The organism is Escherichia sp. E2562, from assembly GCF_005781075.1.
Taxonomy (GTDB): domain Bacteria; phylum Pseudomonadota; class Gammaproteobacteria; order Enterobacterales; family Enterobacteriaceae; genus Escherichia.
This window is the reverse complement of record NZ_VATM01000003.1, coordinates 502,616-514,583: the sequence shown is the minus strand read 5'-3', so window position 1 is coordinate 514,583 and position 11,968 is coordinate 502,616. Positions and strand designations below refer to the sequence as shown.

Below are 11,968 nucleotides of genomic sequence, written 5' to 3'. Positions count from 1 at the left end.
TACTGGGAGCGCATTTGTAGGCCAGATAAGGCGTTTACGCCGCATCCGGCACCGGCTCAATTCTGCAAAACCGATGACACCAGCAGTTGGGTATACGGGTGATGCGGGTCGTCGAGCACACGGTCGGTTAACCCACTCTCCACCACTTGCCCCTGCTTCATCACCAGCAAACGGTCCGCCAGCAGGCGGGCGACGCCCAGATCGTGGGTGACAATTACCACTGCCAGATTCAGCTCCACCACCAGGCTGCGCAGCAGATCGAGCAGGCGTGCCTGTACCGACACATCCAGCCCGCCGGTTGGCTCGTCCATAAACACCAGCTTCGGATGCGTCACCAGGTTGCGGGCGATCTGCAAACGTTGCTGCATGCCGCCGGAAAAGGTGGTCGGCAGGTCGTCGATCCGGTTAGCGGGAATCTCCACCTCTTCCAGCCATTTCTGCGCGGTGGCGCGAATGTCGCCGTAATGACGCGCCCCGGTCGCCATCAGCCGCTCGCCGATATTGCCGCCTGCCGACACCTGGCGGCGCAGGCCGTCGAGCGGATGCTGATGCACCACGCCCCATTCGGTGCGCAGCAGGCGGCGGCGGTCGGCTTCGCTCATGCCATAGAGGGAACGGTTCTCGTAGTAAATCTCCCCCTGTTGCGGCGTCAGGCGGGCGGAGATTGATTTCAGCAGCGTGGTCTTCCCGGAGCCGGATTCCCCGACAATGCCCAGCACTTCCCCCGGCCATAAATCAAAAGAGACATCGCTGAAGCCTTTGCCCGGCGCGTAAAGATGAGTCAGGTTATTGACCGAAAGTAACGGTTGATTCATTGGCTTTTCGCCTCGCTCTGTTGGCGGCAATAATCGGTATCGGAGCAGACAAACATGCGGTTTCCGGCGTCATCCAGCACCACTTCATCAAGATAGCTGTGGGTCGATCCGCAGATGGCGCACGGCTCATCCCACTGCTGGACGGTGAACGGGTGATCGTCGAAATCGAGGCTTTCCACGCGGGTAAACGGCGGCACCGCATAGATGCGTTTTTCGCGCCCCGCGCCGAACAGCTGCAGGGCGGGTATCATGTCCATTTTCGGGTTATCAAATTTCGGGATCGGCGACGGGTCCATCACGTAGCGCCCGTTTACTTTCACCGGATAGGCGTAGGTAGTGGCGATATGACCGAAGCGGGCGATATCTTCATACAGCTTCACCTGCATCACGCCGTACTCCTCCAGCGCGTGCATGGTGCGGGTTTCCGTTTCGCGCGGCTCGATAAAGCGCAGCGGTTCCGGGATCGGCACCTGGAAAATAATGATCTGATCTTCGGTCAGCGGCGTTTCGGGGATGCGATGGCGCGTCTGGATAAGCGTCGCATCGTCCGTGCGCTCGGTGGTGTTTACCCCGGTCACGCGCTTAAAGAAGTTGCGGATCGACACGGCGTTGGTGGTGTCGTCTGCGCCCTGGTCAATCACCTTCAACACGTCGCTTTCGCCAATCACGCTGGCGGTGAGCTGAATGCCGCCGGTTCCCCAGCCGTACGGCATCGGCATTTCGCGCCCGCCAAACGGCACCTGATAACCGGGGATCGCCACCGCTTTTAAGATGGCGCGGCGGATCATGCGTTTGGTCTGCTCGTCGAGGTACGCAAAGTTGTAGCCGCTCAGATTAGCCATGGTTCTGCTCCTGTTGCAGACGTTTGAGTAGCTCCAGTTCGGCCTGGAAATCGACGTAGTGCGGAAGTTTGAGGTGCGAGACAAAGCCTGCGGCTTCGACGTTATCGGCATGCGCCAGCACGAACTCTTCATCCTGCGCCGGGCCTGTCGCGTGCTCGCCGTATTCCGGGGCTTGCAGAGCGCGGTCAACCAGCGCCATTGCCATCGCTTTGCGCTCGCTCATGCCGAACACCAGCCCATAGCCGCGTGTAAAATGCGGCGGCTCATCCGGCGGGTCGATAAAACCGTTGACCATTTCACACTCAGTCATCAGCAGTTCGCCGACGTTCACCGCAAATCCCAGCTCTTCCGGCACAATCGACACGTCGATATAGCCGCTGCGGATTTCGCCTGCGAACGGGTGGTTGCGCCCGTAACCACGCTGGGTGGAGTAGGCCAGCGCCAGCAAATAGCCTTCGTCGCCGCGCATGAGCTGTTGCAGGCGGGAGGAGCGTGAGCAGGGGTAAACCGGCGGCGTGCGGGTGATGTCGTCCGGCTGTGCGCCGCTATCTTCTTCAAACTTCGCCAGCCCCTGACGCGCCAGCAGGCTGAAAACGTGCGGCGACGGCTGTTGTTCGCTGTCGGCGGTGGTTAGCGTCGGCGCTTCACCGTTTGCCAGCAGAGTGAAATCGAGCAGGCGATGGGTGTAGTCGTAGGTTGGGCCAAGCAGCTGGCCGCCGGGAATGTCTTTATAAACCGCCGAAATACGCCGTTCGAGGCGTATCTCGGTGGTGTCGAGCGGCTCGCTTACCGCCAGCTTTGCCAGCGTGGTGCGGTAGGCGCGCAGCAGGAAAATCGCTTCAACGTTATCGCCGCTGGCCTGTTTCAGCGCCAGCGCCGCCAGTTCGCGGTCGGCAATGCCGCCTTCGGTCATCACGCGATCCACCGCAAGGTTAAGCTGCTGTTCAATCTGGGCGACGCTCAGTTCAGGCAAATCGGTATTGCCCCGGCGTCGGCTTTCTTGCAGGGCGTGGGCGGCGTCGATCGCCTTTTCGCCCCCTTTCACGGCAACGTACATCAGCACACCTCCACATGAGTGGTCCGCGGAATAGCCAGCAGGCGCTCGCCGCAGGTCAGGATCAGGTCGATGCCGAGCGGGAACGGGTGCGGGCGCTCGGTGAGTTCGTGCAGAACGCACTCCGGTAGCTGCGGGGCGATCATTCGTTCTTCGGCAATACCCGCGCCGGTTAGACGCAACATGCGCCCGCCGCTCAGGCTGGCGACCTGTAAAATCAGCGTCGCGCCCGCTTCTGGCGCAACGGCGGTGCCGGTGGAAAGGGCGTTGAGCTGTTCGCTGGAAATCGCCTCATCCGTTACCGCGAAGGTCGCCTGTTCCGGTTGATTGACCAGCGGCGCGTTGGTATGAAAACGCAGGCTCTGGCTGACGATATCGTTACTTAATGGCGCGGAAAGCCACACCGGCGTGTCGTTATCGGCCAGCGTGAGCAGCACGCTGGTGGTGGCGATATTCAGCGGCTGCCAGCCGCGTTTGAGCTGATGCAGGGCGACAATCACGCCCGGCTCGCTCATGGCCTTTAACAGGCGACGAAAACTGTGCTGGGCATCCTGCACAGGAAGCATAAAAGCGGTTTCCAGGGTCATGCGTTGTCTCCGCGAACCATCGTAAAGAAGTCGACCTGGCTGGCGTTCACTTCGGCCTGGCGTGCGGCAATGCGTGCCATACGGTCAGCGTCCAGCGGGGCAATAAGGGTTTCTGATAAGTTTTGAAAGTGGCGAGATTGCTGCATCAGCGCGTCAATCAGCGCGCAGCGTTCGGCATGCTGTTTATCACGCCCCAGCACCCAGCTGTAGCCGAGCGTGCCGTCAGTCAGGCGCACGGCGGCGCGGGTGAGCGTGGCGTCGCCAGCAAAAAAGCGTTCGCCGGTGCCGCCCATCCGCGCCTGAATCTGCACCAGGCCGGTTTCAGCGGCGCGAATCACTTCATAGTCGGCGGTGATGTTCAGCGCTTTCAGGCGGGCTGCCAGTTCAGCCGGTTGGCTGTGCGCCAGCACGGACATCCAGTGCTGGCGGGTCGCGGTATCTGCGTGCATTCAGTGCTCCATAGTGAATTCAATCATGTCGGCGCGCGTCAGGCTGACGGAGTACTCCGCCTGGCTGCTTTCACCGTCACGGTGGTTAAGGGTGCGCACGCACAGCAGCGGCGACATATTCGGGATTTCAAGACGCTGGCACTCTTTGGCCTGGGCGCGGCGGGCGCTGATCCGCGTCTGGCTGCGGCGCAGCGCAATCCCCGTTTGCTCGCGCAGAAAATCGTGCAGCGAGCCGCTGTCGAAGCGTTGCAGCGTCGGCCAGAGGGTGAGGTCCGCAAAGTAGTGGTCGATTAAACAGAGCGCGACGCCGTTGACCCGACGCAGGGTGCGCAGGTGGATGACGTTCTCCCCCTCAGTTATCCCCAGCGCATCAGCGACGTGACCGGAGGCGGGGCGCAGCACCGACAGCAGTTTTTCGCTGGTGGGGTGGCTGCCCTGGTCCAGCAGGTTCTGGCTAAAACGCGCCTGGGCGTTGAGCGGGTAATCGAACGGGCGCATCAGCACCAGCACGCCGACGCCCTGACGGCGCTGTACCCAGCCTTTCTCCACCAGTTGGTCGATGGCGCGGCGCAAGGTGTGGCGGTTCACCTCAAAGCGTGCCGCCAGTTGATGCTCCGCGGGGAGATAGTCACCGCAGCGGTAGTGTTGACGAAGCTCCTGCTCAAGTTTTGCGGCTATCTCCTGATAGCGTGTCGGGTAGCTGGTCGGATGTGTAGACAAGTGCATAGATATCAATGCCTCGCTAATCAGATAAAGTGCTTACGCAACCGTTGAGAGAGGAAATCCAGCAGGCTGACCGTGACGATAATCAGCACCATCAGGGCGCAGGTTTGCTGGAACTGGAAACCGCGAATCGCTTCCCACAGCGTGACGCCGATCCCGCCCGCGCCGACCATGCCGACGACGGTCGCCGAGCGGACGTTGGATTCGAAGCGATAGAGGGAGTAGGAAATCAGCAGTGGCATCACCTGTGGCAGTACGCCGTAGAGGATCTCTTCGAGCTTGTTGGCGCCAGTGGCGCGAATGCCTTCCACCGGGCCGGGTTCAATCGCTTCCACTGCTTCGGAAAGCAGTTTGGAGAGCACGCCGGTGGTGTGGATAAACAGCGCCAGCACGCCAGCGAACGGACCGAGGCCGACGGCGACCACGAACAGCATGGCGAAGACCATTTCGTTAATGGCGCGGCAGGCGTCCATCAGGCGGCGCGTGGGCTGGTAAACCCACCAGGGCACCAGATTTTCGGCGCTCATCAGACCGAAGGGAATGGAGAGAATGATGGCCAGCGCAGTTCCCCAGACGGCGATTTGCAGCGTGACGGCCATTTCGGTGAGGTAATCCTGCCACTGGCTGAAATCGGGCGGGAAGAAGTCGGCGGCGAAAGTCGCCATGTTGCCGCCATCTTTAATCAGCGTGAGCGGGGCCATTTCCGCGCCCTGCCACGAGACGACCAGCACGGCGAGAACAACGGCCCAGCTGAAGATCGAGAACCAGCTGCGCTTGGGTGGGGCGATGGTGATGGTTTGCATGTTTGGCTCCGTTTAATGTTTTCTCCCTCTCCCTGTGGGAGAGGGGACCGATCGAGCACATTACTGCACCGCTTTACTCACCGAACTCATCGCGCTTAACGCGTTGTTCAGGCGGTCTAGGTCATCCAGCTGTGCCTGAATCTCGGTGGTTTTCGCCAGCTTGTCCTGCTCATTCAGTCCTTTATTGCCTTTTACGCCCTGCATCTCTTTAAACAGCGCGAGCTGGCGAATGGGTACCAGTTGCAGGTCGCTGGAGGCGCGGAACGGCGCCCAGCCCAGACGCTCCAGCACCGCTTTCTCTTCCGGCGTTTTGCCGTAGTTCATAAAGAAGTCGTAGATCTTGTCTTTGGTGGTTTCGGACAGGTTTTTGCGCCAGACGATCGGATCGCCTGGGATCAGAGGCGACTTCCAGATCACTTTCAGTTCTTTCAGCTTCTCTGGTGCGGAGGTTTTCAGCTTGTCGAGGTTTTCAGTGTTGTTGGTGGCAACATCCACCTGTTTGTTGGCGACGGCGAGGGCGTTGGTTTCATGCCCGGCGTTGACCGTGCGCTTAAAGTCGCTGGCGGAGATATTGTTTTTGGCAAAGACGTAGTAACCGGGGACGAGGAAGCCAGAGGTGGAGTTAGGATCGCCATTGCCGAAGGTGAGATCTTTCCGCTTTGCCAACAGATCGTTCAGGTTGTTGATCGGGCTGTCTTTGTTGACGATCAATACGCTCCAGTAACCCGGCGATCCATCCGCCGCAACCGTCTGGGCGAAGACCTGGCCGTTGGCGCGATCCACCGCTTCCATCGCCGACAGGTTGCCGTACCAGGCGATATCCACTTTGTTGAAGCGCATTCCCTGGATAATGCCCGCGTAGTCCGGGGCAAAGAAGGCGTTGACCTTCACGCCCAGCTTCTTTTCCATATCCTGTAAGAACGGCGTCCATTGCGGTTTCAGGTTTTGCTGTGATTCCGTTGAAATAATGCCGAAATTCAGCGCCTTTTCCTGCTCTTCGGCGTGTGCCGGGCTTAACAGGGTGCTGAGGCTGAACATGCTGGTGAAGGCCAGCGAGGCAATTATCTTAGCGTTCATTCGTTTTCCTCAATGATGGGGATGTCAGGCAGCTTTCGCGTTCTCTTCGATGCGATTAATGCTGCGGTAGAGATGGTCAAAACGTTCGTTATCAAACTGTTGGCTGCTGCCGTCGTAGAAGACGTGCCCCTGGCGCAGGGCGACGATGCGTTCGCAGTAGCGCAGGGCGTAATCCACCTGATGCAGCGTGACGACCACGGTGATGCCGTCGTTCTGGTTGATGTCGCGCAGGGTGTCCATCACGATGCGCGCTGATTCCGGGTCCAGCGAGGCGATCGGTTCGTCCGCCAGAATTACCTTCGCCTGCTGCATCAGCGCACGGGCAATCGCCACACGTTGCTGCTGGCCGCCGGAGAGGGTGGAAACGCGCTGATGAGCAAAGTGCACCATGCCAACGCGGGTCAGCGCCTGTAACGCGCGCTGTTTCTGCTCGCCGGTGAACCAGCTAAAACAGGTGCGCCAGAACGGCGTGCTGCCGAGCGCGCCAATCAGCACGTTCTCCAGTACGCTCAGGCGATTCACCAGGTTGAATTGTTGGAAGATGTAGCCGGTATGGGCGCGGCTTTTGCGGATATCGCGCGCCAGACGGCCTTCGCGCTGGACAGTGCGGCCCAGCAGCTCGATATGGCTACCGACAGATTTATCGCCGGTAATCAAACCGCTTAAGTGACGTAAAAGGGTGGATTTGCCGGAACCCGACGGCCCAAGCAGAGCCACCATTTCACCATGATGAATGTTCAGATCAACCGCGTGCAGCGCCTGATGCTGATTGAAGGTTTTGGCGAGCTTCTCGACACGGATAATCGTTTGCATGATGCAGCCTCCCTAAAAAAGTGGCTCCATCGTGGCGGATTATTGTGACGATTTGGTTAATTAAAAGTGACTAACAGATGAAGAGTTAACGGGAATTCGATGACAGTGCGGGAGGGCGGGCCTCCCGGCGGGTTATTGCGTTGGTTGTTGTTTGACGACATTAATCATCCACGGTACGCCAAATTTATCGGTGACTTTGCCGAAGCCATGCGCCCAGAAGGTTTCCTGCCAGTCCATTTCGATTTTTCCGTTAGCTGCAAGGTTATCAAACCAGCGTTTTCCTTCTTCGACCTGTTGCGAATCGAGCACCAGCGTAAAGCCGGAGTAGCTGGCTTTTCCTGACGGCATGGCATCGCTCATCATGATATCGCTTCCGGCAATACGCACGTTAGCATGGGCGATGGCGGTATCGGGAAATTGCAACCCGGAAGGGCAGCCTTCGGCGCTGTCCTGCGCTGATTTCGGCATTTCGCCGAAGCTGATTTTATAGAGCAGTTCCGCGCCCAATGTGCGTTGATAATAAGCAATTGCGTCGGCACAGTTACCGGCAAAAGAGAGGTAGGGACTTAACGGCATGATGGTGACCTCAGTTAAGAGAAGCCAGTTAAGTGTAGTTCGAAATTTGTACAGATGAGAGGCGGCCTGATAAGACGCGCGAGCGTCGCATCAGGCAGTCGCACTGTTGCCGGATGCGGCGTGAACGCCTTATCCGGCCTACGGATGGTGCGAGAATTTGTAGGCCTGATAAGACGCGCAAGCGTCGCATCAGGCAGTCGGCACCGTTGCCGGATGCGGCGCGAGCGCCTTATCCGCCCTACGGATGGTGCGAGAATTTGTAGGCCTGATAAGACGCGTGAGCGTCGCATCAGGCATCTGGCACCGTTGCCGGATGCGGCGCGAGCGCCTTATCCGGCCTACCGATCATGTGCCAACATTACATTGAGCAATACAATCAGTTCTTTTTCACGAACTCAGATTTCAGTTTCATCGGACCAAAACCGTCGATTTTGCAATCGATGTTATGGTCGCCTTCAACCAGGCGGATGTTTTTCACTTTGGTGCCGATCTTCAGCATCGAAGAGCTACCTTTCACCTTCAGATCTTTAATGATGGTAACGCTGTCGCCGTCAGCCAGCAGGTTGCCGTTAGCATCTTTAACGATCAGCTCGTCACTTTCCTGTGCAGGTTCTGCGTCGTTCCATTCGTAGGCGCATTCCGGGCAGATGTACATGCCGTTATCTTCGTAAGTGTATTCGGAGTTGCATTTTGGGCAGTGTGGTAATGACATGTGGATTTCCTCAAAAGTCAGCGGGGCAAAAGCGCCAAAAAACGGCAGATTGCCGAAAAAGGCCGCAATTATACACAAAATCCCTGAGTTTGTCGGGGGTACTGCTGATTTTAGACGACGATCGTTTTCATTTGAAAGAGAAGGCAAAAAGAAAATAATCTTTTTGCCTCAGTTTATTATTTGAGATAAGGTTAACTTTATTCTTGTTCTTTTTTTTATTTAATTGTTTTCTATCTTTCTGACTTTTAAACGTGTCGGAAGAGACGTCGTCATTCTAATAAAAACAACAAATTAAATATAAATTATTTCCCGCAGTAATTATAAAAGCCGAAAACAGAACTAAAAAACGATCTGGCTAAATAAAAGTAATAAAATTTGCTTTAAGGAAGAACTTTCCATGTGCACACAGACAATATATGAGTTAAGTCAGGAGGCGGAACGTCTGTTACTGCTTTCCCGACAACAGTTGCAGTTACTGGAAAAAATGCCTCTCGCTGTACCTGGAGAAGTGGCGCCGCCTCTGACTTTACCCTGGAGTCAGCATAATATCGTCGAGCGCCACGCGATGCTGAATAATGAGCTGCGTAAAATTTCCCGTCTGGAAATGGTGCTGGCGATTGTCGGCACAATGAAAGCAGGGAAATCAACCACCATTAATGCCATTGTTGGCACTGAAGTTCTTCCTAATCGCAATCGCCCTATGACTGCGCTGCCAACGCTTATTCGCCATACACCGGGGCAAAAAGAACCCGTGCTGCATTTTTCACATGTCGCGCCAATTGACCGTTTAATCCAACAATTACAACAACGCCTGCGTGATTACGATATTAAACATCTGACCGATCTGCTGGAAATAGATAAAGATATGCGTGCACTTATGCAGCGGATCGAAAATGGCGTCGCTTTCGAAAAATATTACCTGGGCGCCCAGCCTATTTTTCATTGTCTGAAAAGTTTGAATGATTTGGTGCGCATGGCGAAAGCGCTGGACGTTGATTTTCCTTTTTCTGCTTACGCCGCCATTGAACATATTCCGGTGATTGAAGTGGAGTTCGTCCATCTGGCGGGGCTGGAAAGTTATCCGGGGCAGTTAACATTACTGGATACTCCCGGGCCAAACGAAGCCGGACAACCACATCTGCAACAAATGCTTAATGAGCAGCTGGCGCGCGCTTCTGCGGTGCTGGCGGTGATGGATTATACGCAACTGAAATCGATCTCCGATGAAGAGGTGCGTGCGGCGGTTATGGCCGTCGGCAAGTCAGTACCGCTGTATGTATTGGTCAATAAATTCGATCAGCAGGATCGTAACAGCGACGATGCCGAACAGGTGCGGGCGCTGATTTCCGGGACGTTGATGAAAGGCTGTGTTACGCCAGGGCAGATATTTCCGGTATCGTCGATGTGGGGCTATCTGGCGAATCGGGCGCGCCATGAGTTAGCCAGCAGCGGCAGGTTGCCCGATCCTCAACAGCAACGCTGGGTGGAGGATTTTGCTCATGCGGCGCTCGGTAGGCGCTGGTGTAACGCGGATCTGGAGGATATCGACCATATTCGCCATGCAGTTGAGCAATTGTGGGAAGACTCGTTATTTGAACAGCCGGTGCAGGCGTTGCTTCATGCCGCGTATGCCAACGCGTCGTTGTACGCTCTGCGTTCTGCCTCGCATAAATTGTTGAATTACGCCCAGCAGGCGCGGGAGTACCTTGATTTTCGCGCCCACGGCCTGACTGTCGCCTGCGAGCTATTGCGGCAAAATATCCACCAACTCGAAGAAAATTTGCAGCTATTGCAACTCAATCAGACGCAGGTGAGCGGTGAGATTCAACATGAAATAGAACTTGCTCTGGCATCAGCCAACGACTTTTTGCGTCAGCAGCAAGAGCAGGTGAATGCCCAGTTAGCCGTGCTGTTTCAACATGATTCGTGGCCATTAAGCGAGATTCGTACTCGCTGCGAGACACTGTTACAGACGGCACAGACCCAAATCAGCCGGGATTTCACGCTGCGTTTTGCTGAACTGGAATCAACCCTTTGCCGGGTACTAACCGATGTTATTCGTCCCATTGAACAACAGGTTAAAGTGGCATTGAGTGAGTCTGGGTTTCGCCCTGGATTTGAGTTTCCTGTTTTTCGCAGCGTGGTTCCCCACTTCAATACTCGCCAGCTATTCAGCGATGCAATATCACTCCAGGAAATACCGGATGAGCAGGTCACCCGTTTAGGTGTTGTACGTGAGACTTTCTCGCGCTGGTTGAATCAACCAGACTGGGGACGGAGTAGTGAGAAATCCCCGACGAAGACCGTTGATTACAGTGTGCTACAACGTACGTTAACCGAAGAAATTGACCTCTATTGCCAACAAATGGCTAAAGTTTTAGCGGTTCAGGTCGATGATTCTGTCACGGCAGGAATGAGCACATTTTTCGCTGATTTCGCTGTATGTTTGACGGAATTACACACGCGTTTACGCGAAAGTCTGGCTTTGCGACAGCAAAATGAATCCGTGGTGAAAATTATGCAGCAGCAATTGCAGCAGACTGCAACAACGCACGGCTGGATTTATACGGACTCTCAGTTGTTACGCGATGATATTCAAACTCTTTTCACGGCAGAACAGTATTGACAAAGACGTTACTGGACGGCCCCGGTCGCGTACTGGAGTCGGTTCATCCCCGCTTTTTAGTGGATCTGGCGCTGGGCGATGATACCCGCCATCCGCAAGCCCATCAGCAGCAGTTTCGTGAACGACTGATGCAGGAGATCCTTGCTCGCACACAGCTTCAGACGTGGGCGAATGCCGGAATGTTAAATGCGCCGCTTAGTCTACGCCTGGCATTGGTGGAAAAATTGGCGGCAATGCTTGACCCCGGTCATCTGGCGTTGACACAGATCGCACAATATCTGGCGTTACTGCAAAAAAGGGATCTCCGCCCACAATCCGCTTTCCCGGAACTCCAGCAGCAAATTACCGCTTTATATGAGTGGTTTTCAGCCCGTTGTCACTGGAAGGAAAAAGCCTTAACGCAACGAGGGTTGCTGGTGCAGGCGGGCGAACAGAGCGAGCAAATTTTTACTCGCTGGCGTGTCGGTGCGTATGACAGTTGGTCGCTGCCTGGACGTGGTTTCATCGTTCTGGAAGAACTGCGTTGGGGGGCGTTTGGCGATGCCTGCCGTCTGGGAAGTCCGCAAGCGGCAGCGTTGTTGCTTGATGATTTGCGCGTGAAAGCGACGCAATATCTGGCTGAAAGTATCAACGCGGCACCGACTACTCGTCATTATTACCACCAATGGTTCACATCACCCACAGCTCTAAGCGGTGGGGAGCATGCTGACTTTTTAGGTTGGTTGGGTAAGTGGTCCGATGCAGATAAACAGCCCGTTTGCTGGTCGGTGACCCAACGTTGGCAAACTGTCGCGGTAGGGATGCCACGGCTCTGTTCAGCACAACGTCTGGTGGAGGCCATGGTCGAGGAAATCTTCTCTGTAAATTGCGTGTAAATGATTAGTTACATTG

Annotated in this window: 13 protein-coding genes; 2 read left to right on the top strand and 11 right to left on the bottom strand. The window is 55.9% G+C overall.

All coding sequences use genetic code 11. The annotated features are described in order from the left end of the window. Nucleotides 1-56 precede the first annotated feature (56 nt). The 11 genes from phnK to FEK43_RS06305 all read right to left on the bottom strand — a co-directional run bounded on the left by phnK (nucleotide 57) and on the right by FEK43_RS06305 (nucleotide 8,451). On the bottom strand, nucleotides 57-815 hold the full coding sequence (gene phnK / locus FEK43_RS06355) for a phosphonate C-P lyase system protein PhnK (RefSeq protein ID WP_135405667.1): 759 nt from the start codon (nucleotides 813-815) through the stop codon (nucleotides 57-59). Beyond that, nucleotides 812-1,657 (bottom strand): alpha-D-ribose 1-methylphosphonate 5-phosphate C-P-lyase PhnJ, encoded by an 846-nt coding sequence (phnJ, locus tag FEK43_RS06350; RefSeq protein ID WP_097482381.1) that lies wholly within the window; start codon nucleotides 1,655-1,657, stop codon nucleotides 812-814. The genes phnK and phnJ overlap by 4 nt, the downstream gene beginning before the upstream one ends. After that, nucleotides 1,650-2,714 carry an alpha-D-ribose 1-methylphosphonate 5-triphosphate synthase subunit PhnI gene (gene phnI, locus FEK43_RS06345; RefSeq protein ID WP_130205885.1) on the bottom strand — a complete coding sequence of 355 codons (1,065 nt, stop codon included), beginning with the start codon at nucleotides 2,712-2,714 and terminating at the stop codon, nucleotides 1,650-1,652. Before phnI ends, phnJ begins: the two co-directional genes overlap by 8 nt. Further along, a complete protein-coding gene (gene phnH / locus FEK43_RS06340; RefSeq protein ID WP_135408683.1) occupies nucleotides 2,714-3,298 on the bottom strand; it encodes a phosphonate C-P lyase system protein PhnH in 585 nt (194 codons plus the stop codon). The genes phnI and phnH overlap by 1 nt, the downstream gene beginning before the upstream one ends. After that, the gene (gene phnG / locus FEK43_RS06335; RefSeq protein WP_135408684.1) at nucleotides 3,295-3,747 is read right to left on the bottom strand and encodes a phosphonate C-P lyase system protein PhnG; all 453 of its coding nucleotides are present in this window, start codon (nucleotides 3,745-3,747) and stop codon (nucleotides 3,295-3,297) included. The genes phnH and phnG overlap by 4 nt, the downstream gene beginning before the upstream one ends. After that, entirely contained in the window at nucleotides 3,748-4,473 is a 726-nt protein-coding gene (gene phnF / locus FEK43_RS06330) for a phosphonate metabolism transcriptional regulator PhnF (protein WP_135408686.1), read from the bottom strand. It abuts the gene before it with no gap. Nucleotides 4,474-4,493: 20 nt separating this feature from the next. Continuing rightward, nucleotides 4,494-5,273: a phosphonate ABC transporter, permease protein PhnE gene (gene phnE / locus FEK43_RS06325; protein ID WP_130259490.1), complete on the bottom strand. Its 780-nt coding sequence runs from the start codon at nucleotides 5,271-5,273 to the stop codon at nucleotides 4,494-4,496. A gap of 60 nt (nucleotides 5,274-5,333) precedes the next feature. After that, nucleotides 5,334-6,350 (bottom strand): phosphonate ABC transporter substrate-binding protein, encoded by a 1,017-nt coding sequence (gene phnD / locus FEK43_RS06320; protein WP_000991997.1) that lies wholly within the window; start codon nucleotides 6,348-6,350, stop codon nucleotides 5,334-5,336. A 24-nt stretch (nucleotides 6,351-6,374) separates the two neighbouring features. After that, entirely contained in the window at nucleotides 6,375-7,163 is a 789-nt protein-coding gene (gene phnC / locus FEK43_RS06315) for a phosphonate ABC transporter ATP-binding protein (RefSeq protein WP_001193408.1), read from the bottom strand. 132 nt (nucleotides 7,164-7,295) lie between these two features. Next, on the bottom strand, nucleotides 7,296-7,739 hold the full coding sequence (gene yjdN / locus FEK43_RS06310) for a VOC family metalloprotein YjdN (protein ID WP_130205897.1): 444 nt from the start codon (nucleotides 7,737-7,739) through the stop codon (nucleotides 7,296-7,298). A gap of 376 nt (nucleotides 7,740-8,115) precedes the next feature. After that, nucleotides 8,116-8,451, bottom strand: coding sequence for a zinc ribbon domain-containing protein YjdM (locus FEK43_RS06305; RefSeq protein WP_001300891.1), 336 nt, complete (start codon nucleotides 8,449-8,451; stop codon nucleotides 8,116-8,118). A 397-nt stretch (nucleotides 8,452-8,848) separates the two neighbouring features. Between FEK43_RS06305 and crfC the strand changes: the two genes are divergently transcribed. Then, nucleotides 8,849-11,077, top strand: coding sequence for a clamp-binding protein CrfC (gene crfC, locus FEK43_RS06300; RefSeq protein WP_135408689.1), 2,229 nt, complete (start codon nucleotides 8,849-8,851; stop codon nucleotides 11,075-11,077). Next, the gene (locus tag FEK43_RS06295; RefSeq protein WP_138158465.1) at nucleotides 11,074-11,952 is read left to right on the top strand and encodes a diguanylate cyclase regulator RdcB family protein; all 879 of its coding nucleotides are present in this window, start codon (nucleotides 11,074-11,076) and stop codon (nucleotides 11,950-11,952) included. Before crfC ends, FEK43_RS06295 begins: the two co-directional genes overlap by 4 nt. Nucleotides 11,953-11,968: the final 16 nt, after the last annotated feature.